Origin of the sequence: Pseudomonas sp. 91RF, assembly GCF_003576265.1 — a bacterium.
Taxonomy (GTDB): Bacteria; Pseudomonadota; Gammaproteobacteria; order Pseudomonadales; family Pseudomonadaceae; genus Aquipseudomonas; species Aquipseudomonas kribbensis.
In genome coordinates, this window is the sequence record NZ_QWFC01000052.1 from 1 (window position 1) to 25,529 (window position 25,529).

The 25,529-nt window shown below is 60.5% G+C and carries 26 protein-coding genes; 11 read left to right on the forward strand and 15 right to left on the reverse strand.

The features are described 5' to 3' along the window. The first annotated feature begins 94 nt into the window (after positions 1 to 94). Both DXT77_RS27965 and rlmF read left to right on the forward strand, forming a co-directional pair. Entirely contained in the window at positions 95 to 2,941 is a 2,847-nt protein-coding gene (locus tag DXT77_RS27965; protein WP_119429958.1) for a valine--tRNA ligase, read from the forward strand. Positions 2,942 to 3,073: 132 nt separating this feature from the next. After that, on the forward strand, positions 3,074 to 4,096 hold the full coding sequence (gene rlmF / locus DXT77_RS27970; protein ID WP_085711673.1) for a 23S rRNA (adenine(1618)-N(6))-methyltransferase RlmF: 1,023 nt from the start codon (positions 3,074 to 3,076) through the stop codon (positions 4,094 to 4,096). A gap of 122 nt (positions 4,097 to 4,218) precedes the next feature. Here the strand turns inward: rlmF and DXT77_RS27975 are convergent, their stop codons facing one another. Then, the gene (locus DXT77_RS27975) at positions 4,219 to 4,500 is read right to left on the reverse strand and encodes an HU family DNA-binding protein (RefSeq protein WP_003221909.1); all 282 of its coding nucleotides are present in this window, start codon (positions 4,498 to 4,500) and stop codon (positions 4,219 to 4,221) included. 396 nt (positions 4,501 to 4,896) lie between these two features. On the opposite strand from DXT77_RS27975, the gene yejK reads away from it, so the two are divergent. Beyond that, positions 4,897 to 5,901: a nucleoid-associated protein YejK gene (gene yejK / locus DXT77_RS27980; RefSeq protein WP_007957356.1), complete on the forward strand. Its 1,005-nt coding sequence runs from the start codon at positions 4,897 to 4,899 to the stop codon at positions 5,899 to 5,901. Further along, on the forward strand, positions 5,901 to 6,251 hold the full coding sequence (locus DXT77_RS27985; RefSeq protein WP_119429959.1) for a glutaredoxin family protein: 351 nt from the start codon (positions 5,901 to 5,903) through the stop codon (positions 6,249 to 6,251). Before yejK ends, DXT77_RS27985 begins: the two co-directional genes overlap by 1 nt. A gap of 31 nt (positions 6,252 to 6,282) precedes the next feature. Here DXT77_RS27985 and DXT77_RS27990 read toward each other — a convergent pair whose 3' ends face one another. The 5 genes from DXT77_RS27990 to DXT77_RS28010 all read right to left on the reverse strand — a co-directional run bounded on the left by DXT77_RS27990 (position 6,283) and on the right by DXT77_RS28010 (position 10,826). Continuing rightward, positions 6,283 to 7,218, reverse strand: a complete 936-nt coding sequence (locus DXT77_RS27990; protein ID WP_119429960.1) for a glutathione S-transferase family protein — start codon at positions 7,216 to 7,218, stop codon at positions 6,283 to 6,285. 738 nt (positions 7,219 to 7,956) lie between these two features. Further along, positions 7,957 to 8,259, reverse strand: coding sequence for a GIY-YIG nuclease family protein (locus DXT77_RS27995; protein ID WP_119429961.1), 303 nt, complete (start codon positions 8,257 to 8,259; stop codon positions 7,957 to 7,959). A 39-nt stretch (positions 8,260 to 8,298) separates the two neighbouring features. After that, positions 8,299 to 8,772 carry a nuclear transport factor 2 family protein gene (locus DXT77_RS28000; RefSeq protein WP_119429962.1) on the reverse strand — a complete coding sequence of 158 codons (474 nt, stop codon included), beginning with the start codon at positions 8,770 to 8,772 and terminating at the stop codon, positions 8,299 to 8,301. A 100-nt stretch (positions 8,773 to 8,872) separates the two neighbouring features. Further along, positions 8,873 to 10,177 carry a CynX/NimT family MFS transporter gene (locus DXT77_RS28005; RefSeq protein WP_119429963.1) on the reverse strand — a complete coding sequence of 435 codons (1,305 nt, stop codon included), beginning with the start codon at positions 10,175 to 10,177 and terminating at the stop codon, positions 8,873 to 8,875. Next, on the reverse strand, positions 10,167 to 10,826 hold the full coding sequence (locus DXT77_RS28010; RefSeq protein ID WP_119429964.1) for a FadR/GntR family transcriptional regulator: 660 nt from the start codon (positions 10,824 to 10,826) through the stop codon (positions 10,167 to 10,169). The genes DXT77_RS28005 and DXT77_RS28010 overlap by 11 nt, the downstream gene beginning before the upstream one ends. Before the next feature lie 166 nt (positions 10,827 to 10,992). On the opposite strand from DXT77_RS28010, the gene DXT77_RS28015 reads away from it, so the two are divergent. Both DXT77_RS28015 and DXT77_RS28020 read left to right on the forward strand, forming a co-directional pair. After that, positions 10,993 to 11,304, forward strand: a complete 312-nt coding sequence (locus tag DXT77_RS28015; protein WP_119429965.1) for a type II toxin-antitoxin system MqsR family toxin — start codon at positions 10,993 to 10,995, stop codon at positions 11,302 to 11,304. Further along, positions 11,301 to 11,792 carry a type II toxin-antitoxin system MqsA family antitoxin gene (locus tag DXT77_RS28020; RefSeq protein ID WP_119429966.1) on the forward strand — a complete coding sequence of 164 codons (492 nt, stop codon included), beginning with the start codon at positions 11,301 to 11,303 and terminating at the stop codon, positions 11,790 to 11,792. The genes DXT77_RS28015 and DXT77_RS28020 overlap by 4 nt, the downstream gene beginning before the upstream one ends. Before the next feature lie 52 nt (positions 11,793 to 11,844). On the opposite strand, the gene DXT77_RS28025 is transcribed toward DXT77_RS28020, so the two are convergent. The 4 genes from DXT77_RS28025 to DXT77_RS28040 form a co-directional block, all read right to left on the reverse strand. Further along, the gene (locus DXT77_RS28025; RefSeq protein ID WP_003221897.1) at positions 11,845 to 12,609 is read right to left on the reverse strand and encodes an amino acid ABC transporter ATP-binding protein; all 765 of its coding nucleotides are present in this window, start codon (positions 12,607 to 12,609) and stop codon (positions 11,845 to 11,847) included. Positions 12,610 to 12,620: 11 nt separating this feature from the next. After that, positions 12,621 to 13,718 (reverse strand): amino acid ABC transporter permease, encoded by a 1,098-nt coding sequence (locus DXT77_RS28030; protein ID WP_085729716.1) that lies wholly within the window; start codon positions 13,716 to 13,718, stop codon positions 12,621 to 12,623. Between the two features lie 10 nt (positions 13,719 to 13,728). Next, positions 13,729 to 14,910 carry an amino acid ABC transporter permease gene (locus DXT77_RS28035; RefSeq protein ID WP_085729715.1) on the reverse strand — a complete coding sequence of 394 codons (1,182 nt, stop codon included), beginning with the start codon at positions 14,908 to 14,910 and terminating at the stop codon, positions 13,729 to 13,731. A gap of 65 nt (positions 14,911 to 14,975) precedes the next feature. Then, complete coding sequence (locus tag DXT77_RS28040) at positions 14,976 to 16,007, reverse strand: amino acid ABC transporter substrate-binding protein (protein WP_085711685.1); 1,032 nt, start codon at positions 16,005 to 16,007, stop codon at positions 14,976 to 14,978. A gap of 467 nt (positions 16,008 to 16,474) precedes the next feature. Here DXT77_RS28040 and DXT77_RS28045 point away from each other — a divergent pair, with 467 nt between their 5' ends. From DXT77_RS28045 to DXT77_RS28065, 5 genes are all read left to right on the forward strand, one after another. Then, positions 16,475 to 17,131: an alpha/beta hydrolase gene (locus DXT77_RS28045; RefSeq protein ID WP_085711686.1), complete on the forward strand. Its 657-nt coding sequence runs from the start codon at positions 16,475 to 16,477 to the stop codon at positions 17,129 to 17,131. Between the two features lie 110 nt (positions 17,132 to 17,241). Then, positions 17,242 to 18,720 (forward strand): ATP-dependent RNA helicase RhlB, encoded by a 1,479-nt coding sequence (gene rhlB, locus DXT77_RS28050; protein ID WP_119429967.1) that lies wholly within the window; start codon positions 17,242 to 17,244, stop codon positions 18,718 to 18,720. A 124-nt stretch (positions 18,721 to 18,844) separates the two neighbouring features. After that, positions 18,845 to 19,789 (forward strand): ornithine cyclodeaminase family protein, encoded by a 945-nt coding sequence (locus tag DXT77_RS28055; RefSeq protein WP_119429968.1) that lies wholly within the window; start codon positions 18,845 to 18,847, stop codon positions 19,787 to 19,789. A gap of 14 nt (positions 19,790 to 19,803) precedes the next feature. Then, complete coding sequence (locus DXT77_RS28060; RefSeq protein ID WP_119429969.1) at positions 19,804 to 20,931, forward strand: FAD-binding oxidoreductase; 1,128 nt, start codon at positions 19,804 to 19,806, stop codon at positions 20,929 to 20,931. A 93-nt stretch (positions 20,932 to 21,024) separates the two neighbouring features. Next, positions 21,025 to 21,666, forward strand: coding sequence for a transcriptional regulator (locus DXT77_RS28065; protein ID WP_085711690.1), 642 nt, complete (start codon positions 21,025 to 21,027; stop codon positions 21,664 to 21,666). Between the two features lie 135 nt (positions 21,667 to 21,801). Here DXT77_RS28065 and DXT77_RS28070 read toward each other — a convergent pair whose 3' ends face one another. The 5 genes from DXT77_RS28070 to DXT77_RS28090 all read right to left on the reverse strand — a co-directional run bounded on the left by DXT77_RS28070 (position 21,802) and on the right by DXT77_RS28090 (position 25,424). After that, positions 21,802 to 22,578, reverse strand: a complete 777-nt coding sequence (locus tag DXT77_RS28070) for an ABC transporter substrate-binding protein (protein ID WP_085711691.1) — start codon at positions 22,576 to 22,578, stop codon at positions 21,802 to 21,804. Positions 22,579 to 22,759: 181 nt separating this feature from the next. After that, positions 22,760 to 23,212 carry a molybdopterin synthase catalytic subunit MoaE gene (gene moaE / locus DXT77_RS28075; RefSeq protein ID WP_119429970.1) on the reverse strand — a complete coding sequence of 151 codons (453 nt, stop codon included), beginning with the start codon at positions 23,210 to 23,212 and terminating at the stop codon, positions 22,760 to 22,762. A gap of 3 nt (positions 23,213 to 23,215) precedes the next feature. Then, complete coding sequence (moaD, locus tag DXT77_RS28080; protein ID WP_119429971.1) at positions 23,216 to 23,458, reverse strand: molybdopterin converting factor subunit 1; 243 nt, start codon at positions 23,456 to 23,458, stop codon at positions 23,216 to 23,218. Next, positions 23,455 to 23,928: a cyclic pyranopterin monophosphate synthase MoaC gene (gene moaC, locus DXT77_RS28085; RefSeq protein WP_007957321.1), complete on the reverse strand. Its 474-nt coding sequence runs from the start codon at positions 23,926 to 23,928 to the stop codon at positions 23,455 to 23,457. The genes moaD and moaC overlap by 4 nt, the downstream gene beginning before the upstream one ends. 101 nt (positions 23,929 to 24,029) lie before the next feature. Then, the gene (locus DXT77_RS28090) at positions 24,030 to 25,424 is read right to left on the reverse strand and encodes a PhoH family protein (protein ID WP_085729706.1); all 1,395 of its coding nucleotides are present in this window, start codon (positions 25,422 to 25,424) and stop codon (positions 24,030 to 24,032) included. Positions 25,425 to 25,529 lie beyond the last annotated feature (105 nt).

Below are 25,529 nucleotides of genomic sequence, written 5' to 3' on the forward strand. Positions count from 1 at the left end.
AGATGTGTATAAGAGACAGCGCTCGCCCTGCGCCCCATGCCCCGCTATACTTCCCGGCTTTTCCTGAATAAATGCCAATAGGGTCCCGCCGCGCATGGATAAGACCTACCAGCCGCACGCCATTGAAACTTCCTGGTACAACACCTGGGAGTCCGAGAACTACTTCGCCCCGCAAGGCGCGGGCGACTCCTACACCATCATGATCCCGCCGCCGAACGTCACCGGCAGCCTGCACATGGGTCACGGTTTCAACAACGCGATCATGGACGCCCTGATCCGTTTCCGCCGCATGCAGGGTCGCAACACCCTGTGGCAGCCGGGCACCGACCACGCCGGTATCGCCACGCAGATGCTGGTGGAGCGTCAACTCGAAGCCCAGGGCCAGAACCGCCACGATCTGGGCCGGGAAAAATTCCTCGAGAAAGTCTGGGAATGGAAGGATCAGTCCGGCGGCAACATCAGCCGTCAGATCCGCCGCCTCGGCTCGTCCGTGGACTGGAGCCGCGAGCGCTTCACCATGGACGACGGCCTCTCGGAAGCCGTTAAAGAAGCGTTCGTGCGCCTGCACGAAGACGGCCTGATCTATCGCGGCAAGCGTCTGGTCAACTGGGACACCAAGCTGCACACGGCGATTTCCGACCTCGAAGTGGAAAACCACGACGAGAAAGGTTTCCTGTGGAACCTGAAGTACCCGCTGGCCGACGGCGCGAAAACCGCTGAAGGCAACGATTTCCTGATCGTCGCGACCACCCGTCCGGAAACCATGCTCGGCGACTCCGCCGTCGCGGTGAACCCGAACGACGAGCGCTACAAAGCCCTGATCGGCAAGTTTGTCGAGCTGCCGCTGGTCGGCCGCCGCATCCCGATCATCGCCGACGATTACTGCGATCCTGAATTCGGCACCGGCTGCGTGAAAATCACCCCGGCCCACGATTTCAACGACTACGAAGTCGGCAAGCGTCACAACCTGCCGCTGCTGAACATCTTCGACAAGAACGCCAACGTGCTGCCTGCGGCCCAGGTGTTCAACCTCGACGGCACGCTGAACGACAGTATCGACGGCAAGATTCCGGCCGAGTACGCCGGTCTCGAGCGTTTCGAAGCGCGCAAGCAGATCGTGGCCGCGTTCGACGCCGCCGGCCTGCTGGTCAGCGTCGACGATCACGGCCTGAAAGTGCCGAAAGGCGACCGCTCCGGCACCGTCATCGAACCGTGGCTGACCGACCAGTGGTACGTGTCCACCAAACCGCTGGCCGAGCCTGCGATTGCCGCCGTTGAAGACGGTCGCATCCAGTTCGTGCCGAAGCAGTACGAAAACATGTACTTCTCGTGGATGCGCGACATCCAGGACTGGTGCATCAGCCGTCAGCTGTGGTGGGGCCACCGGATTCCGGCCTGGTACGACGAGTCGGGCAAGGTCTACGTCGGTCGCGACGAAGCCGAAGTGCGCGCCAAGCACAACCTCGGCCCGGACGTTGCGCTGCAACAGGACAATGACGTTCTCGACACTTGGTTCAGTTCGGGCCTGTGGACCTTCTCCACCCTGGGCTGGCCGGAAAAGACCGAATTCCTGAAGAAATTCCACTCCACCGACGTACTGGTGACGGGCTTCGACATCATTTTCTTCTGGGTTGCCCGGATGATCATGCTGACCATGCACCTGATCAAGAACGAGGACGGTACGCCGCAGGTTCCGTTCAAGACCGTTTACGTGCACGGTCTGGTACGTGATGGCCAGGGTCAGAAGATGTCCAAGTCCAAGGGCAACGTCCTGGACCCGCTGGACATCATCGACGGCATCGAGCTCGAAACCCTGGTGCAGAAGCGCACCTCCGGTCTGATGCAGCCGAAACTGGCGAAGAAGATCGAGAAGCAGACCCGCGACGAGTTCGCCGACGGTATCGCCAGCTACGGCACCGACGCCCTGCGCTTCACCTTCTGCTCGCTGGCGTCCACCGGTCGCGACATCAAGTTCGACATGGGCCGCGTCGAAGGCTATCGCAACTTCTGCAACAAGATCTGGAACGCTGCGCGCTATGTTCTGGACAAGGGCGAAGACTGCGGCCAGAACGGCGAAGCCTACGAGCTGTCGCTGGCGGACCGCTGGATCATCTCGCAGCTGCAACGCACCGAAGCCGAAGTGACCCGTCAACTGGATCAGTTCCGTTTCGACCTCGCCGCGCAAGCGCTGTACGAGTTCATCTGGAACCAGTACTGCGACTGGTACCTGGAATTGTCCAAGCCTGTGCTGTGGGACGAAAACGCGCCGGTCGAGCGTCAGCGCGGCACCCGTCGCACGCTGGTTCGCGTACTGGAAGTGGCGCTGCGTCTGGCGCATCCGTTCATGCCGTTCATCACTGAAGAAATCTGGCAGCGCATCGCGCCGCTGGCCGGCATTCAGGGCAAGACGATCATGCTGCAAGCCTGGCCGGTGGCCAACGAAGAGCGCATCGATCCGGCGGCCGAAGACGACATCGAATGGCTCAAGGGCCTGATGCTCGGCACCCGCAACATCCGTGGCGAAATGAACATCGGCCCGGGCAAGCCGCTGCCGATCTACCTGAAAAACGTCACCGCTGAAGACCAGCGTCGCCTGACCGAGAACGAAGCGCTGCTGAAGAAGCTGGCGCGTCTGGAATCGATCACCGTACTGGCGGCCGGCGAAGAAGCACCGTTGTCCGCCACCGCGCTGGTTGGCGAGATGGAAGTGCTGGTACCGATGGCCGGCCTGATCGACAAGAACGCCGAACTGGCGCGTCTGGACAAGGAAATCCTGCGTCTGCAGGGCGAAGTCCAGCGGGTCGGCGGCAAGCTGTCCAACGCCGGTTTCGTTGACAAGGCTCCGGCCGAAGTCATCGAGAAGGAGCGCGCCAAACTGGCCGAAGCCGAACAGGCTCTGGGCAAACTGGCCGAGCAGCACGCGCGGATTGCCAGCCTGTAACGGCAAATCGCACTGAAAAAGGGAGGCCCGCAACGGCCTCCCTTTTTTGTGCCCGGCACTTTTCCGGCCAACAACTCGGCTCCCTGTGGGACAATAGCCGCCACTTCAGCCCTACCCGAATCGACCACGCCCATGAACGCCCCACGTACACCGAAACCTGCGCGCAAGAAGCCTGACTCCGCCACCCCGGCCAAACCCGTGGAGCCGCGTAAAGAGGCCAGCCTGCACCCGCGCAATCGCCATCAGGGTCGTTACGACTTCCCGGCGCTGATCAAGACCACGCCGGAACTGGCGAAGTTTGTGATCACCAACCCGTACGGCAAGGAAAGCATCGACTTCGCCAGTCCCGATGCGGTGCGTGTGTTCAACCGGGCGTTGCTCAAGTCGTTCTACGGCATCCAGCATTGGGATATCCCGGCCGACTACCTCTGCCCGCCGGTGCCGGGCCGTGCCGACTACATACACTTCCTGGCCGACCTGCTGGCGAGCAACAACGACGGCGTGGTGCCGCGCGGTGCCATAGTCAATGTGCTGGACATCGGCATGGGCGCCAACTGCGTGTACCCGTTGATTGGTAACAGCGAATACCGCTGGCACTTCCTGGGCTCGGAAATCGACCCGACGGCCGTGGCTGCCGCCAGGGCCATTGTCCAGTCCAACGATCTGAGCAAAGTCATCAAGCTGCGCCAGCAAGAGAACCGCAAGCATATCCTGATCGACCTGCTGGAGCCCGGCGAGCGCTTTGACCTGACCATGTGCAACCCGCCGTTCCACGCGTCGATGGAAGAGGCCACCAAGGGCAGCGAACGCAAATGGCGAGCCCTGGGCAAGGCCGATCCGAAGCGCAAGCTGCCGGTGTTGAACTTCGGCGGTCAGTCGGCCGAGCTGTGGTGTGAGGGCGGCGAAGCGCGTTTCGTGACGCAACTGATCGCCGAAAGCGCGACCCTTGCGCACAAGGTGTTGTGGTTCAGCACCCTGGTCTCGAAAGCTTCGAACCTGCCCGCCATCGAGACAGCACTGAAAAAAGCCGGCGCGCTGGAAAGTCAGGTAGTGGAAATGTCCCAGGGCCAGAAGCAGAGCCGCTTCGTCGCCTGGACCTTCCAGACCAAGTCCGAGCAGCAGATCTGGCGTCGTGAGCGCTGGGTTCGCAAGTAATACGTTTCAACCGGGGCGGCGCTTGATCGCAAGCAGCCGCCACTACTGCCGAACACAATCGGCAGGCACAAAAAAACCGTGCCCGGATCACTCCGGCGCACGGTTTTTTTTATCGCTGCGTCTTACTTGTTCACAGCGTCGGTCAGGCCTTTGGCCACAACCAGCTTGATCACTTTCTTGGCAGGGATTTCGATGGCAGCGCCAGTCGATGGGTTACGGCCAGTGCGGGCAGGACGCTCGGTCACTTTCAGCTTGCCGATACCTGGCAAGGTGATTTCGCCGCCGTTTTCCAGCTGATCAGCAACGATTTGGCCCAGTTGGTCCAGAGCGTTACGCGCGGTGGTTTTCGGCGCGTCGATAGCTTCAGCGATGTCGGCGATCAGTTGGTCTTTAGTAAGAGCCATGTAGTGTTCCTTCCCTATCAAATTCATATGGATTGCAGAGTGCAGTGTCAGCCATCGAGCCCGATCTTCTGGATCTGGCACCCTCGGCGATAACCACGACGAGTCGGGGTTATAGATGCCGAAATCAGGGTTTGGTTCGACCTGACAAATGCTGAATGCACGCTTAACGCAGTGACTACGCGTAAGACCGGGCAAAACTAGCACAGAGACAAGGAAATATCCGCCTCTAGCTAGCCAAATGGTCAGGTTTATTGCGCTAAATCGGTAAATAAATGCATAAGCGCCGCCCCATGACCACGAATTGCCCTTCAGCCCGCGCCAAAACCAGTGGTTGCGGTACACTGAGCGCTTTTTCGGGGGAGCCCGCCCTCCTCCCTTTCACTTGCCGAGAAGCCCATGCCGATCCGTCATTGCATCGTCCACCTGATCGACAAAAAACCCGATGGCACGCCCGCAGTCCTGCACGCCCGTGACTCTGAACTGGCCGAGTCCGCCGCCATCGAGAACATGCTCGCCGACCTCAACGAGAGCTATAACGCCAAACAGGGCAAAGCCTGGGGCTTGTTCCATCCGGAGTCCGGTGCATTCCCGTTCAGCGGCTGGCTGAAGGAATACATGGAGGGCGGCAAGGACTTCACCGCGTTCAGCAAAGTCGCGGTCGAGCATCTGCAAAAGCTGATGGAAGAGTCGAACCTGTCGGTGGGCGGCCACGTGCTGTTCGCCCACTACCAGCAAGGCATGACCGATTACCTGGCCATCGCCCTGCTGCACCACAGCGAAGGCGTGGCAGTGACCGATCAACTGGACGTGACCCCGTCGCGCCACCTGGACCTCGGCCAGTTGCACCTGGCGGCGCGTATCAACGTCTCCGAGTGGCAGAACAACAAGCAGTCCAAACAGTACATCTCGTTTATCAAGGGCAAGAACGGCAAGAAAGTCTCGGAATACTTCCGCGACTTCATCGGCTGCCAGGAAGGCGTCGACGGGCCGGGCGAGACCCGCACGCTGCTCAAGGCCTTCAGCGACTTCGTCGAGAGCGAAGACCTGCCGGAAGATTCCGCCCGCGAGAAGACCAAGACCCTGGTCGACTACGCCAGCAGCCAGGCCAAGCTCGGCGAGCCAATGGGCCTGGAAGAACTGTCGGAGCTGATCGACGAAGAACGCCCGAAGGCCTTCTACGACCACATCCGCAACAAGGATTACGGCCTGTCGCCGGAAATCCCGGCAGACAAGCGCACGCTCAACCAGTTCCGCCGCTTCACCGGCCGCGCTGAAGGCCTGTCGATCAGCTTCGAAGCGCATCTGCTGGGCTCGAAAATCGAATACGACGAAGAAGCCGGCACCCTGGTCATCAAAGGCCTGCCAACCTCGCTCACCGATCAGCTGAAGCGCCGCAACTGATGCTCGGCAATGTGCTGAAGAAAGTTGCGCTGGTTCTGCTGGTGGTCGTGGTCTATCAGAACTGGGGCAAGATCGAACGGGTGTTCAACCCGTCGCAGATGGCCTCCGAGCAGGTTCGCGCCAACGCCAAAGTGGTGCTGTACACCACCGACTGGTGCGGCTACTGCAAGCAGACCAAACGCTTTCTCGATCAGAAAGGCATTCCGTTCAAGGAATTCGACATCGAGAAGGACGCCGAGGCGCGCAAGGCCTACGAAGCGCTGGGCGGGCGCGGGATCCCGCTGATCGACGTCAATGGCACGCTGATTCGCGGATTTGCTCCGGACGACATTCTCGCCGCACTGAAATGAACGAGGGAGCCAATCGGCTCCCTCGTTCATTTCAGCGTTTCTCGATCCGGAAACCGAACCGCGGGAAGTGCACATGCACCACGCCGCCACGTTCGTCTTCACGGCGCAGGATCAGCTCTTCACGACCTGCAAATACCAACTCTCCGGCAACCGGATCAACGCCGTAGTCAGTGGCCGCGATCACGACTTGCTGGCCCGCTTCGAATCCGTTCGGATCGACAAACTGCTCATCTGGCAACGCCGCAGGCGTCGAATCGCGCGCAATCTCCAGCGCCTCTTCGGAGCTCATCGCACTGGCCGCACCGTGACCGAAGCCCAGCACCCGCCCAAGCCACGCCGCCACCGCCGGATAGTCATCCACCAGCGGCGCAGTGACGTGCGTAGCCTTGAGAAACCACAGCGGATGCGCCATGGCGAAGTCGGCAATCGACGGCTCACCGAACAGGAAGTCACCCTCCTCGCGCTGCAGCTGCTGCTCCAGGCGCGCCATGATGGTCGGCCACTGATGTTTGGCTTGCTCGGCCGAAATTTTGGTCGCGCTGCCGCCACTGAACAGTCCGGCACGATCGGCGAGGAACGCCTTGATGGCTTCCGGCGGCAGCTTGCCGAAACGCACCGCCACCGATTCCGGCTGAAACACCAGGCTCACTGCGTGCTGGAACACCACAGAATCGGCCCAGGCAGCGAAACTGGCGGCGATCATTTCCTGACCTTCAGGGAAGAACGAAGGCTGGGCCTTTTCCTGCTCGAGGCGGCGGGCGATCAGCGCGGTATCGCAATAGATATCGGCACCGATCTGCAGCACCGGGGTCTTGCGATAGCCACCGGTCAGGGCCGTCAGGTCCGGTTTCGGCATTACCGGCGAGATGTGCACCGAACGCCAGGACAAGCCCTTGAAACCCAGCAGCAGCCGGGCCTTTTCGGCGAATGGAGAGGTCGGGTAATGATGGAGGATCAACTCGGACATGCTCGGTTCCGCCGCACAGGAAGTGAACCCGCAGCTTAGCGCGCAAATCGTTCGCAGCCTACGGATCCGGCTGATGGGAACTGATCAGTCAGGTTGATAAAGCACTCGAGAGTTCTCGAAAAAAACCGTCTCAGCCGAAACCGAGACGGTTTTTCCACTGCAATGGCCTTACATCAGGTCATCGAAGTGATCTCGCAGGAACTCGTAAAAGCGAAACGCTTTGAACGACCTCCATACGAGGCTCAGAGTACGCAGCAAAAGCTTCATACATTTTGACCTCCGGTTGGGGGCCAAACCTCCAGCGTGCTTACCGGACCACGTACGCCTTCGGAATACACGCCAATGTACCCAATGAGGCGGCCGGTTGTGATCCCCCTGAAAAATCATTCCGGCACGGGAGCAACCCCATGTCAGAGGGCATGAAGCCGTTACGTCGATCAGCCAGACCTCAAAAGCTGCATTGGCATGCGAGCGGACGAATAGTAATCGGATTGCTATACCGTCATTTAAACAAATGAGCTCAAAATCGCATTCTCTGGAATGGGTGTTTCAAGGCTTGCCTGGTGACGTAAAGACGAATACTCTTGGTCTGCGCCAGTGTATCCAGTGAGATGCTAAACCCCGGCCGCAAACCGAGGTTTACAGAAAAAACCGCCTACAAGGGCGGTTTTTTCTTGCCTGTCGTTTATGCACGTGTCGCCTCTACGGAGGGGATATCTACAAGGCTTGAGGGCTTATTCAGTCCGGCCGATAAGACGCCACCAGACACTCCTTCGCACTCTTCCTGAGCTTCTTGATCAACCGTTCCTGGCGCAACGCATCACCCTTGTCGCGGCACAGCTCGGTATAGACCAGCGCCATCGCCGGGCTCGAAAGAAAGAATCGCGCACCCTTGCCGCTCTGGTGCTTGGCGAAACGGCGCACGGGATCATCACTGATCCCGCAGTACAGCGAACCGTTGGCGGCACGAACGAGGTAGACGAACCAGGACTTGCTCGCTGGAACGTCGGCTTCGGGAGGATTTTCGCTGAGGCTGGTCACGGGGCAATTCAGGCACAAGGGAAACAGGCGGCGATCTTATCAGCGACTCGCCTGAAATGCCTTCAGCCCTTTCAGCGCCTGGGCGCGGACGGCGTTGCGCACCAGCGGCGTCCAGCCCAGCAGCAGGCCCTTGAAGCCCAGTGCCTGGCGAGCCCAGCGCCACAGGTCGAAGTGGTCGTGGTGTTCACAGATCTTGCCGTCGCGGAAGACGAAACGCGCCTGAATGTCGTTGATCACGACGTTGCCAGTCTGGCTGAACAGATAGGTCGCCACCCAGTGGGCACCGCCGCTGCGCTCGTCGGCGCGGACGTTGTCGAAGGTCAGGGAGAAGTCCTTGGCCCGGGTGGTGAGCATGCGCCACATGTCGCCGGCATCGCGGCCGCGCAACTCGCCGAAGGCCGGGTCGCTGAACACCACGTCGTCGGTGTAGCAGGCGGCCATGGCCTCGGCGTCGAGACGCTGGAAAGCCTGGTAGAAACGGGTGATCAGGGCGCTGTGGACTTCTTCGCTCATGGGCGATCTCCAGGAAAGGTACAGGTTGCCAGCACGATAATCCGCAAACGCCCGAAACACTATCGGCATTCGCATTCCGAATACCGACAGTGTGTGCGTATCAGACCTTTTCGCTTTCCACCTGCACGTACAGCGCACGCCCGGCACCAAGGCCGGCGAGAATCGCACCGGCACCGATGATGCCGAAGATCCAGCCCACGGCGTTCCAGCCGCCGGTCCAGTCGTGCACCACGCCGACCGCGAACGGCCCCATGGACGCGAGGGTGTAACCGAAGCCCTGGGACATGCTGGACAGGTTCGCGGCAACGTGGGAATCCCGCGAGCGCAACACGATGAGGGTCAGCGCCAGGCTGAACGTCCCGCCCTGCCCCAGGCCCAGCAGGATCGCCCAGCCCCACAGGCCTTCGATCGGCGCATAGAGGCATCCGAACAGGCCGCCGAGGGTCAGCGCCATTACTACCACGATCGCCAGTCGCTGATCCTTGCCGCGCGTGGCCAGCCACGGTGCCGCCAGCGAACTGGCGAGCTGGATGATCACCGAACCGGACAGCACCAGACCGGCCTGGGTCGGCGTAAGCCCGCGACCGATCAGGATCGACGGCAACCAGCCGAACACGATGTAGGCCAGCGACGATTGCAGGCCCATGTACAAGGTCACCTGCCAGGCCAGCGGATCTCGCAGGAGCCCTCGCACTCGGTACGCGACGTTGTGCGCGCCGTGCTTCTGACCGATTTGAGGCAGCCAGAACACCGCAGCGACCAGTGCTGGAATCACCCAGAAGCCCAGGCCCATGGCCCAGCTATGGTCGAAGTGCTCGCTCAACGGCACGGTCGAGCCCGCCGCCATTGCCGCGCCCAGGCACAGGGCCATGGTGTAGACACCGGTCATGGTGCCGGCATGCCTGGCAAAGTCACGCTTGACGATGCCGGGCAGCAAGACACCGATGATGCCGATACTGGCGCCACCCACAACGCTGCCGGCAAACAGGCCGATTTCACCGAAGTTGCTGCGTAGGATGATGCCGCCGGCCAGTGTCAGAAGAATCCCCAGCACCACCCGCTCGGCACCGAAGCGTCGCGCCAGCACCGGAGCCAGAGGCGCGAAGAGACCGAGGCACAACACCGGCAACGTCGTCAGCAAGCCTGCCTGAGCGGCGGACAAGCCAAGGCTTTTCGACACTTCACTGAGCAGCGGCGCCATGCTCGACAACGCCGGGCGCAGGTTCAACGCCACCAGAATCAGCCCCAGCAGCAACAGCCACGGGCGGCGCACCAGCGGATGACTTTGCTGCACCTGCTCATCATCGGCCTCGGCATCGATCAGCAGCTCCTCCAGTTCGGCGGTGCGCTTGGGGGCGTTGGCGGTTTCAGGGCGGGACATGGTTTTCTCGGTTTCAGGGTTCATTGATCAGTTGCCTCGACAGGGCTTTGGCCCGTTCCGGATCGCGCTGTTCGACGGCTTCGAACAGGGCGATGTGCAAATCGAAGACTTCCTGTCGACGAGGGACGATGTTCAGGGTCTGGCGCAATTGCGCGCCGACGATGCTGGAGAAATAGCGATACAGCTCGCTGAGGGCCGGGTTGTGCGCGGCGTCCACCAGACGGCGGTGGAACACCAGATCACAGGCGATGTAGCTGTCGAGGTCACCGTGATAGTGGCTGCCGGCAACGCCAAGCGCCTCGCGCAAACCGGCCAGATCCTCATCGGTGCGACGTAACGCCGCCAGGCCGATGGCCTCGACTTCAAGGATGTGCCGGGTTTCCCGGGCCTGATCCAGCGAGCACCTGGACAGCGCCTTGAGCGTGTCCATCGGATCGACCACCGCCCGTAGATAGCTGCCGTCACCCTGACGGATTTCGATCAGCCCGGAGAACGCCAATACCCGCATCGCCTCGCGCACGGTATTGCGGCTGATGCCCAGCTCGGCACACAGCTCGGGCTCGGTCGGCAAACGCTGATTGACCTGCCAGGTGCCGTCGGTGATGCGCTGGCGCAAGAGATCCAGGGCTTGATCGACCAGGGATCGCTTAATGAGTGGAGAAATTTCTGACATAGGATTCGCCCTTTCATCCAATCATGGGATGAATTTTCTGACATGTTAGTCAGCTCCGTGTAGGACGGCAACCACCTAGGTTGATTGGGAGGGAAATGAAGCGGGATTTTCGATTGGTCAAAATTACCCTTTAAGGGTAATTTCAGGGACAGGGTTTTGGTTTCTTATGGAAAAGAACACACCCCATTACGACTTGGCGGTGATCAAGGCTGAGGTCAGACGACGTGGAAGACAGGCATTCACCAAGAGCGCAGAAAAAACCGGACTGGATCTCGGCTTCAGCATCATAGAGATGCAAGAAATCGTTTTCGAACTGCAGAACAGGATGTTGTACAAGTCGATGACCACCTATGACGATCATCGAGTCTGGCAAGACGTTTATCACACGCACTCACACGATCTGGAGATTTACATCAAGGTGACATACCGCCCCGAAGGTGGCCCACCGGTAATCTCCTTCAAGGAGAAAAACCAATGAAGAACCGGCAATGTTTCAGCTGCGGTGCACTCGAGGGAATGACACATTTCGAGGGCCGCGGCGAAACCATCAGTGTCAAAGGCATGGAACGTCGTATCGATGACCTTGCTGGCTGGGAATGTCACAAATGCGGGGAGGTCGAGTGGGACGCCGATACCGATAGTGCAGAACGCTACACGCAAGCCGGTGATGATCTGGTGATCGCTGCCCGACAAATGATCGGTAACGAAATGAAGCGCATACGGCGCAAATTGCACCTGACCCAAAAAGAAACGGTGCAACTGCTGTCTGGTGGCGGACACAACGCATTTTCCCGCTATGAGCGCGGCGAAGTGCTTCCGCCGAAGGCGTTGATGCTGCTGATGCGCCTGCTCGATCGCTATCCGCACTTGCTCGCCGATGCGAAAGCCTTGGGTGAAGGGGCGGATCTGAGGAACGCCTTCAAGTATACCGAGCACAAAGAACACGAAACCCTCACCGTGTCCTGATCCCAAAAAAACAAACCCGGCACAAGGCCGGGTTGGTTTTATGCATCAGATATCAATGCAGAATCTGACTCAGGAACAACTTGGTCCGATCATTCTGCGGATTGTCGAAGAAGTCGTTCGGTGCAGCCTGCTCGACGATTTCGCCCTTGTCCATGAAGATCACGCGGTTGGCCACGGTGCGGGCGAAGCCCATTTCGTGGGTTACGCAAAGCATGGTCATGCCGTCTTCGGCCAGGCCGATCATGGTGTCGAGAACCTCTTTCACCATCTCCGGGTCGAGTGCCGAGGTCGGTTCGTCGAACAGCATGATTTTCGGTTTCATGCACAGCGCACGGGCGATCGCCACACGCTGCTGCTGACCGCCGGACAGTTGCCCCGGGAACTTGTGCGCCTGCTCCGGAATGCGTACGCGCTCCAGATAGTGCATGGCGATTTCCTCGGCCTTGCGCTTGGGCATCTTGCGCACCCACATCGGCGCCAACGTGCAGTTCTGCAGAATGGTCAGGTGCGGGAACAGGTTGAAGTGCTGGAACACCATGCCGACTTCACGACGGATCGCTTCGATCTGCTTGAGGTCGTTGGTCAGTTCCACGCCATCGACCACGATGCGGCCCTGCTGGTGTTCTTCCAGACGGTTCAGGCAGCGGATGGTGGTGGACTTGCCGGAACCCGACGGGCCGCACAGCACGATACGTTCGCCCTGCTTGACGTTGAGGTTGATGTCTTTCAGCACGTGGAACTGGCCGTACCACTTGTTCACGCCCTGCATCTGAATGATGCCTTCAGGGCCCACTGGCTTTTTGATTGCTTCGCTCATCGAAAAAACTCCTAACGCTTGTGGCCAGTGTCGAGCTTGCGTTCCAGATGCATGGAATAGCGCGACATACCAAAACAGAAAATCCAGAACACCAGGGCGGCGAACACGTAGCCTTCGGTGGCCATGCCCAGCCATTTCGGATCGGCAGCGGCTTGCTTGACGCTGTTGAGCAGGTCAAAGAGGCCGATGATGATCACCAGGCTGGTGTCCTTGAACAGCGCGATGAAGGTGTTGACGATGCCGGGAATCACCAGTTTCAGGGCTTGTGGCAGAATCACCAGGCCCATGGCGCGCCAGTAACCGAGGCCCATGGCGGCAGCGGCTTCGTACTGACCTTTGGGGATCGCTTGCAGACCGCCGCGCACCACTTCGGCGACGTAGGCCGACTGGAACAGGATCACGCCGATCAGTGCCCGCAGCAGCTTGTCGAAGTTCATGCCTTCAGGCAGGAACAGCGGCAGCATCACCGACGACATGAACAGCACGGTGATCAGCGGCACGCCGCGCCAGAACTCGATGAACGTCACGCAGACCACACGAATGGCCGGCATGTTCGAGCGTCGTCCCAGGGCCAGCATGATCCCCAGCGGCAGCGCGCCGGCAATACCGACGGTGGCGATCACCAGGGTCAGCATCAGGCCGCCCCACTGGCTGGTGGCAACGGCGCTCAGGCCGAACACGCCACCATGCAGCAGGCACCAGGCAACGATCGGATAGATCACCAGGAAGCTCAGCCCGTACACCGCCTTACGCGGCACACGTTTGATGAACAGCGGCGCCACGCCGATGACTGCCAGCCACACGGTCAGGTCCACGCGCCAGCGCAGGTCCGCCGGATAGTAGCCGTACATGAACTGACCGAAACGCTGTTCGATGAATACCCAGCAAGCGCCCGCCTTCGTGCAATCGGCGCGGGTAGTGCCGACCCAGTTGGCATCGAAGATCGCCCAGCTGAGCAACGGCGGAATCACCAGGTAGATCAGGTAGAACGCAAACAGGGTCAGCAGGGTATTGAGCCAGCTGGAGAACATGTTCGCGCGGATCCACGCCATCGGGCCGAAGACCTTGGCCGGCGGTGGCATGTCGGGTTTGAAAGTATGAGTACTCATGCGCTATTCCTTACCGCTCGATCAGCGCAATGCGCTTGTTGTACCAGTTCATCAGCAGGGAAATGCTGATACTGATCGCCAGGTACACGCTCATGGTGATGGCAATGACTTCGATCGCCTGACCGGTCTGGTTCAGCACGGTGCCGGCGAACAGCGAAACCATTTCCGGGTAACCGATACCGGCCGCCAGCGAAGAGTTCTTCGCCAGGTTCAGGTATTGGCTGGTCAGCGGCGGAATGATCACGCGCAGCGCTTGCGGAATGATCACCTTGCGCAGGGTCGGGCCGTTGCGCAGGCCGAGGGAACGGGCCGCTTCGGTCTGGCCGTGGCTGACCGACTTGATCCCCGAACGCACGATCTCGGCGATGAACGCTGCGGTATACACCGTCAGGGCCAGGGTCAGGGCCAGCAGTTCCGGGATCAGTACCCAGCCGCCGACGAAGTTGAAGCCTTGCAGCTTCGGCATTTCCCAATGCAACGGAGCGCCGAAGATCAGCGCACACAGCGTCGGGATCACCAGGAACATCGCCAGGCCGACCCAGAACTTGTGGAACGGCTCGCCGGTTTCCTCGAAACGCTTGGTGGCCCAGCGGCTCATCAGCACGATGGCAACGATGGCCACCACGATGCTGACCACGAACGCCCAGAAGCCGTCGGCCATTTGCGCGGCCGGCATGTTCAGGCCACGGCTGCTGACGAAGAAGGTGTCGCCGAAGTTGTGACTGTTGCGCGGCCCCGGCATGGTCAGGAACACCGCGAAATACCAGAACAGGATTTGCAGCAGCGGCGGAATGTTGCGGAAGACTTCCACATACACGGTCGCCAGTTTGCTGATGATCCAGTTCGGCGACAGCCGCGCCACACCGATGATGAAGCCCAGCAACGTTGCCAGGATCACGCCGATGAAGGTCACCAGCAAGGTGTTGAGCAGGCCGATCACGAACACGCGGGCATAGCTGTCCGCTTCGGTGTAGGAGATCAGATGTTGAGCGATGCCGAACCCGGCACTGCGCTCCAGAAAGCTGAACCCGGACGTGATGCCCCGGTGCTGCAGGTTGGTCTGGGTGTTGTCAAACAGATACCAGCCCATGGCGACCACCGCCACGACGGTGATGATCTGGAATAGCCACGCACGCACACGCGGATCGCTGAGGCTGAACCTCTGCTTTGGTGCGCCGATTGAATTTTGCATGAAGTGCCCCGCAAGAAATGGAACAGAACATCACCCGGCGGTTGGCCCGCCGGGTGATAGAACCATTAGCGCACTGGTGGTGCGTACTGAATGCCGCCGTTGTTCCACAGCGCGTTCAGGCCACGGTCGATTTCCAGCGGAGTGCTCTTGCCGAGGTTTTTCTCGAAGATTTCGCCGTAGTTACCTACCTGGGAAACGATTTTCACCACCCAGTCCTTCGGCAGTTTCAGATCCTTGCCGTACTCGCCGTCGCCACCCAGCAGACGGGCAACGTCCGGGTTCTTGGTGGACTTGGCTTCTTCAAGTACGTTTTTCGAAGTGATGCCAGCTTCTTCAGCGTTGAGCAGCGCGTAGCCGACCCAGCGCACGATGGCCAGCCACTCGTCGTCGCCGTTACGCACGACCGGGCCCAGAGGTTCCTTGGAAATGGTTTCCGGCAGAACCACGTAGTCCTTCGGCGAAGCCAGCTTGCTGCGCTGGGCGAACAGCTGGGACTTGTCGGAGGTCAGCACGTCGCAACGACCGGATTCCAGCGACTTGGCGCTTTCATCGGAGGTGTCGAAAGTGATCGGGGTGTACTTCAAGCCGTTGGCGCGGAAGTAGTCGGACACGTTCAGCTCGGTAGTGGTACCGGCTTGAATGCAGATGGTCGCGCCGTCGAGTTCCTTGGCACTTTTCACGCCCAGCTTGTTGTTGGCCAGGAAGCCCACGCCGTCGTAGTAAGTGATGAAGCCAGGGAATTTCAGGCCCATGCCCGCGTCACGGGAGCTGGTCATGGTGGTGTTGCGCGACAGGATGTCGATCTCGCCGGACTGCAGCGCGGTGAAGCGCTCCTTGGCGTTCAACTGACTGAACTTGACCTTGGTCGCATCGCCGAACACGGCAGCGGCCACGGCACGGCAGACGTCGGCGTCGATGCCGAGGATCTTGCCGGTCGAATCCGGTACGGAGAAGCCTGGCAGACCGTCGCTCACGCCACACTGCACGAAACCTTTCTTCTGTACCGCATCCAGGGTTGCACCCGCCTGAGCGAACCCGCTGACACCCAGTACTGCAGCAGCAGTCACGATCGCCAGCGTGGATTTCAACATCTTCATTCAAACCTCCAGTTTTGCTCTTGTTGTGTCGGAGCTTGAGTCCAGTCGCACCCTTTTGAGGCGTTGTTGACCCGTGTTGGCTTTTTATGGGGTCAACCGACGCAGGACCTTCGCTATGAGTCTAGTAGGAGAAAATCCACATCATGGACAACTCACTTCTCACCAGTCGGCCGAACGGGCGGTAGCCCTTTCACGTTCGCGAAGCCCGTTGCGGCCATTGGCGAACATCCATCACCGGATTCTTTGCTATCCCGTCGCCGGGCGTTCACTGATAGTGTTACCGCCAGGCGCGAGATCGATTGCACGACTACCTCATAGCAAAGCCCGTACCACACCGCTCGCTGAAGCGATTGAGCGACAGGTCAATAGAAAAACTTGTAGCCTTGCGACATCTTCTTAACGGATCAACCGGGCGCGCACCCCAATCACGCACTTAATGAGAGCGCCCGCACATTTTTGGAGCAGCCATGACCGAGCCCTTGATTCTTCAGCCTGTTAAGGCAGCCGACGCCTGCGTGATCTGGCTGCACGGCCTCGGTGCCGACCGCTATGACTTCCTGCCGGTGGCCGAGGCTTTGCAGGAAAGCCTGCTGAGCACCCGCTTCGTCCTGCCTCAGGCGCCGACCCGCCCGGTGACCATAAATGGCGGATATGCCATGCCGAGCTGGTATGACATCAAGGCCATGAGCCCGGCACGGGCCATCGATCGCGATGAGCTGGAAGCGTCCGCCGATCACGTCATCGAATTGATCGAACAACAGCGCGCCAGCGGAATAGACGCTTCGCGGATTTTCCTCGCCGGATTTTCCCAGGGCGGCGCCGTGGTCTATCACACCGCGTTTCTGAAATGGCAGGGGCCGTTGGGCGGCGTGCTGGCGTTGTCGACCTACGCGCCGACCTTCAGCGACGAACTGGAGCTGTCCGCCAGCCAGCAACGGATTCCGGCACTGGCGCTGCACGGCCAGTTCGACAACGTGGTGCAGAACTCCATGGGCCGCACGGCTTATGAGTATCTGAAGGCCCATGGTGTCACCGTGACATGGCAGGAATACCCAATGGAGCACGAAGTGTTACCCGAAGAAATTCGCGACATCGGCGTTTGGCTGAGCGAACGCCTGCGCTGATCGTCCGGGGCTCGATTTTCCGGTGGTCGGGCCCCTTTGATCATCCCACTACGCCGCGCCCGTTTCTTGCATTACACTGGCCGGCGTACATTCCTTAACCAATTGATGAGATGACCGTGCTCAAAGCACTCAAGAAGATGTTCGGTAAAAGCGAGGCTGAGCAGCTCGCGCCCGCTCCCAGTGCGCCGTCGCACGCCCCCGGCCATCGTAGCGATGGCAAACAGGCCGACCGCCAGGCTCCCGTAGCCACACCGAAACGCGAACCGAAAACCGACCCTGTCGCCGCACCGGTCACTGAACCGGCCCGCAGCGAAGCACCCAAACCGGCCAAGCCACGCCGCGAACCGAAGCCCAAGGCGCCGGTCATTCCCTGGAAACTCGAAGATTTCGTCGTCGAGCCACAGGAAGGCAAGACCCGTTTCCACGATTTCAAGCTCGCCCCGGAACTGATGCACGCCATCCACGACCTGGGCTTTCCGTATTGCACGCCGATCCAGGCCCAGGTGCTGGGTTTCACCCTCGCCGGCAAAGACGCCATCGGCCGCGCCCAGACCGGTACCGGCAAGACCGCCGCGTTCCTGATCTCGATCATCACCCAACTGCTGCAGACCCCGCCGCCGAAAGAGCGCTACATGGGCGAGCCACGGGCGCTGATCATCGCGCCGACCCGTGAGCTGGTGGTGCAGATCGCCAAGGACGCCGCCGACCTGACCAGGTACACCGGCCTCAACGTCATGACGTTCGTCGGCGGCATGGACTTCGACAAGCAGCTCAAGCACCTCGAAGCCCGCCACTGCGACATCCTCGTCGCGACCCCGGGCCGTCTGCTCGACTTCAACCAGCGCGGCGACGTGCATCTGGACATGGTCGAAGTGATGGTGCTGGACGAAGCCGACCGCATGCTCGACATGGGCTTCATCCCGCAGGTACGGCAGATCATTCGCCAGACCCCGCCGAAAAGCGAACGCCAGACCCTGCTGTTCTCCGCGACCTTCACCGATGACGTGATGAACCTCGCCAAGCAGTGGACCACCGATCCTGCAATCGTCGAAATCGAAGTCACCAACGTGGCCAACGAAAACGTCGAGCAGCACATCTATGCGGTGGCCGGCGCCGACAAATACAAACTGCTCTTCAACCTGGTCAACGACAACGGCTGGGAGCGGGTCATCGTGTTCGCCAACCGCAAGGACGAAGTGCGCCGCATCGAAGAACGCCTGGTGCGCGACGGCATCAACGCCGCGCAACTGTCCGGCGACGTGCCGCAGCACAAACGGATCAAGACCCTGGAAGGTTTCCGCGAAGGCAGGATCCGCGTGCTGGTCGCCACCGACGTGGCCGGTCGCGGTATCCACATCGATGGTATCAGCCATGTGATCAACTTCACCCTGCCGGAAGTCCCGGACGACTACGTGCACCGCATCGGCCGTACCGGTCGCGCGGGCGCCGATGGCGTTTCGATCAGCTTCGCCGGTGAAGACGACTCCTATCAGTTGCCGTCCATCGAAGAAAAACTCGGTCGCAAGATCAGCTGTGAAACCCCGCCGACCCATCTGCTGCGGGCAGTTGAGCGCAAGCGTCCACAGTAAGCGACGCCATAAAGAGAAGCGCAGCCGGCAACGGACTGCGCTTTTTTTTCGCCCGGATATTGTTCAATAAAACTAAAAGTCCATAATGGACAAATTAGTTTAGAAACAGTCTCCGGAGTCTGACATGTCCAGTACGCCTTACGTGATTGATCAAACCCAGGCTCGCGAGCTTCTGGCCCGGATCGATGTGCCGCAAATTCTGCGCAAGCTGTTCCGCGATCTGGCGGCCGGGCATGCGGTGCAACCGGCACAGCAACTGGTGGAATTTCCCCAGGGCGCAGGGGACTTCATCAACTATCTGGGCGTGCTGGCCGAAGACGGCGTGTACGGGGTCAAGACTTCGCCCTACATCGTTCGCGAGCAAGGCCCGCTGGTAACGGCATGGACACTGTTGATGTCGATGCAGACCGGCCAGCCGCTGCTGCTCTGCGATGCCGGTGAACTGACCACCGCACGCACGGCTGCAACCACAGCTGTCGCGGTCGATGCCCTGGCCCCTTCGAACGCACAACGCCTGGCAATTATCGGCAGCGGCAAGGTCGCCCAGGCGCATCTGCATTACGCCAGGAATCTGCGCGACTGGCAGAACATCCGCGTGTACTCGCCCTCCTTGAGCGAAGACGGGGCAACCGCCAGCCTGCTGCAAGCCCTTGATCCGCGCGTGCAAATCACCGACAGCCGCGAAACCGCCATTGCCGGCGCCGACGTGATCATGCTCTGTACTTCCTCCGCAGGACCTGTGATCGACCCGGCAACCCTGAGCAAACCAGCGCTGATCACCTCGATCAGCACAAACGCACCGCGCGCCCACGAAGTGCCACCGCAAAGCCTCAACGACATGCAGGTGTTCTGCGACTATCGTCTGACCACGCCGGGTTCGGCGGGTGAAATGCTGATCGCCAGTGAACAGCATGGCTGGGACAACCGCGCGATCCTCGGTGACCTCGCGGATCTGCTCAGCGAAAAAGTGCAGCGTCCGGGTTACGACCGTCACGTGTTTTTCCGCTCCATCGGCCTGGGCCTGGAAGACATCGCCCTGGCCAACGCCGTCTATCAATTGCAGCGCTGACACCGGAGATTTTCATGAGTCATGCAGATTTCATCATCATCGGCGGCGGGATTGCCGGCGCGTCCACCGGTTTCTGGCTGTCGCAACACGGCAAGGTCGTGGTGCTGGAGCGCGAGTCGCACCCGGCCTATCACTCCACCGGGCGTTCGGCTGCGCTATTCACCGCCGCTTATGGCACTCCGCAGGTTCGGGCGCTGACCCAGGCCAGCCGCGAATTCTTCGACCATCCGCCCAGCGGCTTCTGCGAACATCCGCTGCTGACCCCGCGCGGTGAAATGACCGTGGATTTCACCGGTGACGCCGCCGAACTGAACAATCAATACCTCAGCGCCAAGGCCACGGTGCCGGAGATGCAATTGCTCAGCGCCGAAGAAGCCTGCGTGCGATTGCCGATTCTGCGTCGGGAAAAAGTCCACGGCGCGATCTACGACCCGACCGCCAGCGACATCGACACCGATGCGCTGCATCAGGGCTATCTGCGCGGCATTCGCCGCAACAACGGGCAAGTCCTGACCGATTGCGAAGTGCTCGGGCTGAACCGTGATGCCGAGGGCGTCTGGCAAGTGCAGACCAACGGCCAGACGTTCAGCGCGCCCATCGTGATCAACGCCGCAGGTGCCTGGGCCGACAAGATCGGCGCTCTCGCCGATGCGCGGCCGCTGGGCCTGCAACCGAAACGCCGCGCCGCGTTCATCTTCGCCGGCCCCGAAGGCGTGGACATTCATCACTGGCCGATGCTGGTCAGCCTCGACGAATCGTTCTACATGAAGCCCGACGCCGGGATGTTCCTCGGCTCTCCGGCCAACGCCGACCCGGTCGAACCCCACGACGTGCAGCCGGAAGAACTGGACATCGCCATGGGCATTTACCAGATCGAGGAAGCGACGACCCTGACCATCCGCCGCCCGACCCGTACCTGGGCCGGACTGCGCAGTTTCGTCGCCGATGGCGACTTGCTGTCCGGGTTCGATCCGCAAGTGCCGGGGCTGTTCTGGGTTGCGGCCCAAGGCGGTTACGGCATCCAGACCTCGCCGGCCATGGGCATGGCCAGCGCAGCGCTGGTGCGCGGTGAGTCGCTGCCCGAACACCTCAAGCAGTTCGGCCTGAACGCCGCCATGCTCTCCCCTGCCCGCCTGTCCTGACCGCCCACCCGGATGACTCGCCCAACGGATTGCGGCACACTCGCAACGCCCCCGGACCACGGGGGCGTTGACGTTGCCTGGAGCTCCACAGTTATGACCGCCCCCGAACAAACGCCCGAGCCGAATGACGCCGCGCTGGATAACTACCACGCCATCGCCGATGCCATCGCCACCCTGTTCTTTCCCCACGCCGAAGTGGTGCTGCATGACCTGCGCACACAGAAGGTCGACTACATCGCCAACAACCTGTCGAAACGGGTGATCGGTGATGAATCGTCGCTGGAAGACATGCTCAGCGACGACGTCAGCGAACGGAACATCGGTCCGTACGAAAAGCTCAACTGGGACGGCCAGAAGATTCGCAGCCTGAGCACCGTGCTGCGCGACAGCGAAGGGCGTCCGCTGGCGGTGCTGTGCATCAACCTGAATATTTCACTGTTCGAGAATGCCAAGGCTGCGCTGGACCTGTTCCTCTCACCGAGCAAACTGATCCCGCAACCGGACTCGCTGTTTCGCGATGACTGGCAGGAGCGGATCAACACTTTCCTGCACGCCTGGCTGCGCGAACGCCAACTGAGCCTGAACCTGCTGACCCGCGACCACAAACGCGAACTGGTGCTGGCGCTGCACGCCGAGGGAGCGTTCAAGGGCAAGAGCGCCTCGAACTACGTGGCCAATGTGCTGAACATGGGGCGGGCGACGGTGTACAAGCATTTGAAGGAATTGAAGGGCTGAGATCTGGCGGCTCTATTGGCTGGTCTGGTCCCATCGCCAGCAGGCTGGCTCCCACATTGGATGTCTGTGAACACAATATATGTATGTTCGGTACAGACCCCTTTTGGGAGCCAGCCTGCTGGCGATGGCGGACTATCAGTCGCCGTAGATGTCCGACTTGAAGTACTTCTCGGAAATCTTCTGATACTCGCCACTGGCGCGAATGCCGTCGATGGCGGTATTCAGCTGGCTGACCAGTTCGGTGTTGCCCTTGCGCACCGCGATCCCGGCGCCCTCGCCCACGTATTTCGGATCCTTCAGTTCCGGCCCGACAAAGGCGTAACCCTTGCCGCGCGGCATCGACAGGAAGTCGGTCAGCGGAATGGTGTCGGCAAAAATCGCGTCGAGACGGCCGGCCGCCAGGTCCATGTAGATTTCTTCGTTGTTGCCATAGCGCTTGACGTTGATGCCCTTGGGCTCGAACACCTCGGTGGCGTAACGGTCGGTGGTGGTCGCACGCTGCACGCCGACGGTCTTGCCCTTGAGGCTGGCGTACTGATCATCCACCGTGGCGCCTTCCTTCATCACCAGCCGCGACGAGGTGAAATAGTACTTGTGGGTGAAGTCCACGGACTTCTTGCGATCCTCGTTGATGGTCATGGACGACAGCGCCATGTCGATTTTCTTCACTTTCAGGGAAGGAATCAGACCGTCGAACTCGCCCTCGACCCACACGCACTTGACCTGCATCTGCGCGCACAGGGCATTGCCGATGTCGTAGTCGAAACCGACGATTTCACCTTGGTCGGTCTTTGAGGCGAAGGGCGGATAGGCCGCTTCGATACCGATGCGCAGGGTTTTCTCGGCGGCAAACACGCTGCTGCACGCCAACAGGCTCAGCGCCAGACCGGTGATGAGGGGAAGTTTCTTCATGTTCGTTCTCTCGCGGGTTGTTGTTGGTTTGGCAAGACAGAAGAAAGAGCTGAAACGGGAAACGCTTTATTTGTACTTGTAAATCCATACTGGACTTTTACGTACAAACCGTCAATTGGACAAACGCCATCGGCGTCAGCCGATGGTCGGGAGTCGAGGGGAGATTGATTGGGGAGAGGCGTTACTGCTTCCAGCGATCCGCCGCCGCATGATCGCTGTCACGACCTTCGACCCAGCGCGGGCCGTCGCTGGTGTTTTCTTTCTTCCAGAACGGTGCACGGGTCTTCAGGTAATCCATGACGAAGGCGCAGGCGTCGAATGCCGCCTGACGGTGGGCGCTGGCGGCACCGACGAACACGATCGGCTCACCCGGCTCCAGCGCGCCGATGCGGTGCAGCACTTCCAGCTTCAACAGCGGCCAGCGCTGTTCGGCCTCGACGGCGATCTTGCCCAAGGCCTTTTCGGTCATGCCTGGATAGTGTTCAAGAAACATCCCGGCGACATCGAGGCCGTCATTGAAGTCGCGCACGTAGCCGACAAAACTCACCACCGCGCCGACGCCGACATTGGCCGCGTGCATCGCGTTGACTTCAGCGCCCGGATCGAACGGTTCGGACTGCACCCGAATGCGCATGTCTCAGCCTCCGGTCACAGTGGGGAAAAACGCCACTTCGTCGCCATCGACCACCGGCTCGTCGAGCTGGCACAGGTCTTCGTTGCGCGCGCACATCAGGTTCTGTTCGCTCAGCACTTCGGCGCCGTCACGCTTGGCGAGCAAGGCGCGTACGTCTTCCACCGTCGCGAATTCACCTTCGACCTTCACCGAATCCACGCCCATCGCCTCGCGGTAACGGGCAAAAAACTTCACGGTCAGGTTCATGGCTGCTCCGCCTGGAAATGCCCGCTCTTGCCGCCGACCTTCTCCAGCAGACGCACACTTTCGATGGTCATGCCGCGATCCACGGCCTTGCACATGTCGTAGATCGTCAGCGCGGCGACGCTGGCGGCGGTCAGCGCTTCCATCTCCACCCCGGTCTGCCCCGACAGTTTGCAACGGGCCACGATGCGCACGGCGTCGTCGCCTTCGGCGCTGAGTTCGACCTTGACGCCGGTGAGCATCAGCGGATGGCACAGGGGAATCAAGTCACTGGTTTTCTTCGCCGCCTGAATGCCGGCGATGCGCGCCACGGCGAACACGTCGCCCTTGGGATGGCCGCCGCTGACGATCATCTGCAGGGTGTCGGGCAGCATGCGCACCAGCGCTTGGGCCGTCGCCTCGCGGAACGTCACGGCTTTTTCGGTGACGTCGACCATGTTGGCGCGACCTTGGGAATCGAGATGAGTCAGCACGGGATTACTCCTGATCAGGAGCGCCGATTGTAAACCCGAGGGTCAGAATTGCGCACACAAAAAACCGGGCGACTTTGCAGTCGCCCGGTTCCTTTGGCGGGTTACAGATGGGATTCGGCGTATTCGGCCAGAATCGAGCGAGGCACCCCTTGCAGGGTGATGTGTACGCCGTTGGGGAAATCCTTGAAACGTTCGGTCAGGTAGGTCAGCCCGGAACTGGTCGCGGACAGGTAAGGGGTATCGATCTGTGCCAGGTTGCCCAGGCACACCACTTTGGAACCGGCGCCGGCCCGGGTGATGATGGTTTTCATCTGGTGCGGCGTGAGGTTCTGGCATTCGTCGATCAGGATCAGGCTCTGCTGGAAGCTGCGACCGCGAATGTAGTTGAGCGATTTGAACTGCAACGGCACTTTGCTGAGGATGTAGTCGACGCTGCCATGGGTGTTTTCGTCATCCATGTGCAAGGCTTCGAGGTTGTCGGTAATGGCGCCGAGCCAAGGCTCCATTTTTTCCGCCTCGGTGCCGGGCAGGAAGCCGATTTCCTGATCCAGGCCCTGCACGCTGCGGGTGGCAATGATGCGGCGATAGCGCTTGCTGACCATGGTCTGCTCGATCGCAGCGGCCAGCGCCAGGATGGTCTTGCCGGAACCGGCGGCGCCGGACAGGTTGACCAGGTGAATGTCCGGGTCGAGCAAGGCGTACAGCGCCAGGCTCTGATAGATGTCACGGGGCTTGAGGCCCCAGGCTTCCTGATGCAACAGTGGTTCCTGGTGCAGATCGAGGATCAGCAGACGGTCCTCTTCAATCTCCTTGATCCAGCCGACGAAGCCCTGCTCATCGATGATGAACTCGTTGATGTGCACGGCCGGCAGGTTGTCGATCAGTTGCACCTGGTGCCAGGTGCGGCCATGGTCCTGACGGGTTTCGACCTTGCTCACGCGGTCCCAGAAGGAGCCGGTCATGTTGTGATAGCCGTTGGGCAGCAGGGACACGTCATCGACCAGCTGGTCGGTGCTGTAGTCCTCGGCATCGATCCCGCAGGCCCGCGCCTTGAGGCGCATGTTGATGTCTTTGGTGACCAGCACCACCGGTTTCTTCGGATCGCGGGTGTGCAGATCAATCAGCTGGTTGATGATTTTGTTGTCGTTCAGGTGCTCGGGCAGAATCAGGTTCGATTCGGCCTGTTTGCTCATCAGAATTGACAGCAAGCCCTTCGGTCCACTCTTGCCGCGCTGGATCGGCACCCCTTGCTCGACGTCTTCGGGCGAGGCATCGCCCAACGTCTTGTCGATCAGCCGGATGGCCTGGCGACATTCGGCGGCCACGCTGTGATGCCCGCTCTTGAGCTTGTCCAGCTCTTCAAGCACGGTCATCGGGATCGCGACGTGGTGTTCTTCGAAATTCAGCAGGGCGTTTGGATCGTGAATCAGTACGTTGGTATCGAGTACATAAAGGATTGGCTGGTTGGAGGAAGGGCTACGTCCGTGATCATCCATACTCGGTCACCTTTGTGGGAGCCATTCGACGCAATACCTGGGCGGTGCTGCGCCTCGAAGTGACTGCCGAATCCACCTGCGAAGCTTTTGTTCGGAATAGCAGGT

Coding starts and splice junctions, on each gene's coding strand:
- DXT77_RS28020 (WP_119429966.1), top strand. CDS start 11,301: ATGAAGAACCGGCAATGTTTCAGCTGCGGTGCACTCGAGGGAATGACA.
- DXT77_RS28010 (WP_119429964.1), bottom strand. CDS start 10,826: ATGTCAGAAATTTCTCCACTCATTAAGCGATCCCTGGTCGATCAAGCC.
- DXT77_RS28005 (WP_119429963.1), bottom strand. CDS start 10,177: ATGAACCCTGAAACCGAGAAAACCATGTCCCGCCCTGAAACCGCCAAC.
- DXT77_RS27985 (WP_119429959.1), top strand. CDS start 5,901: ATGCTCGGCAATGTGCTGAAGAAAGTTGCGCTGGTTCTGCTGGTGGTC.
- yejK (WP_007957356.1), top strand. CDS start 4,897: ATGCCGATCCGTCATTGCATCGTCCACCTGATCGACAAAAAACCCGAT.
- rhlB (WP_119429967.1), top strand. CDS start 17,242: ATGACCGTGCTCAAAGCACTCAAGAAGATGTTCGGTAAAAGCGAGGCT.
- moaE (WP_119429970.1), bottom strand. CDS start 23,212: ATGCGCATTCGGGTGCAGTCCGAACCGTTCGATCCGGGCGCTGAAGTC.
- DXT77_RS27990 (WP_119429960.1), bottom strand. CDS start 7,218: ATGTCCGAGTTGATCCTCCATCATTACCCGACCTCTCCATTCGCCGAA.
- DXT77_RS28000 (WP_119429962.1), bottom strand. CDS start 8,772: ATGAGCGAAGAAGTCCACAGCGCCCTGATCACCCGTTTCTACCAGGCT.
- DXT77_RS28060 (WP_119429969.1), top strand. CDS start 19,804: ATGAGTCATGCAGATTTCATCATCATCGGCGGCGGGATTGCCGGCGCG.
- DXT77_RS28055 (WP_119429968.1), top strand. CDS start 18,845: ATGTCCAGTACGCCTTACGTGATTGATCAAACCCAGGCTCGCGAGCTT.
- DXT77_RS27975 (WP_003221909.1), bottom strand. CDS start 4,500: ATGGCTCTTACTAAAGACCAACTGATCGCCGACATCGCTGAAGCTATC.
- DXT77_RS28025 (WP_003221897.1), bottom strand. CDS start 12,609: ATGAGCGAAGCAATCAAAAAGCCAGTGGGCCCTGAAGGCATCATTCAG.
- moaD (WP_119429971.1), bottom strand. CDS start 23,458: ATGAACCTGACCGTGAAGTTTTTTGCCCGTTACCGCGAGGCGATGGGC.
- DXT77_RS28015 (WP_119429965.1), top strand. CDS start 10,993: ATGGAAAAGAACACACCCCATTACGACTTGGCGGTGATCAAGGCTGAG.
- DXT77_RS28070 (WP_085711691.1), bottom strand. CDS start 22,578: ATGAAGAAACTTCCCCTCATCACCGGTCTGGCGCTGAGCCTGTTGGCG.
- DXT77_RS28040 (WP_085711685.1), bottom strand. CDS start 16,007: ATGAAGATGTTGAAATCCACGCTGGCGATCGTGACTGCTGCTGCAGTA.
- DXT77_RS28090 (WP_085729706.1), bottom strand. CDS start 25,424: ATGGATGATCACGGACGTAGCCCTTCCTCCAACCAGCCAATCCTTTAT.
- DXT77_RS28045 (WP_085711686.1), top strand. CDS start 16,475: ATGACCGAGCCCTTGATTCTTCAGCCTGTTAAGGCAGCCGACGCCTGC.
- DXT77_RS27965 (WP_119429958.1), top strand. CDS start 95: ATGGATAAGACCTACCAGCCGCACGCCATTGAAACTTCCTGGTACAAC.
- DXT77_RS28065 (WP_085711690.1), top strand. CDS start 21,025: ATGACCGCCCCCGAACAAACGCCCGAGCCGAATGACGCCGCGCTGGAT.
- DXT77_RS28035 (WP_085729715.1), bottom strand. CDS start 14,910: ATGCAAAATTCAATCGGCGCACCAAAGCAGAGGTTCAGCCTCAGCGAT.
- rlmF (WP_085711673.1), top strand. CDS start 3,074: ATGAACGCCCCACGTACACCGAAACCTGCGCGCAAGAAGCCTGACTCC.
- DXT77_RS28030 (WP_085729716.1), bottom strand. CDS start 13,718: ATGAGTACTCATACTTTCAAACCCGACATGCCACCGCCGGCCAAGGTC.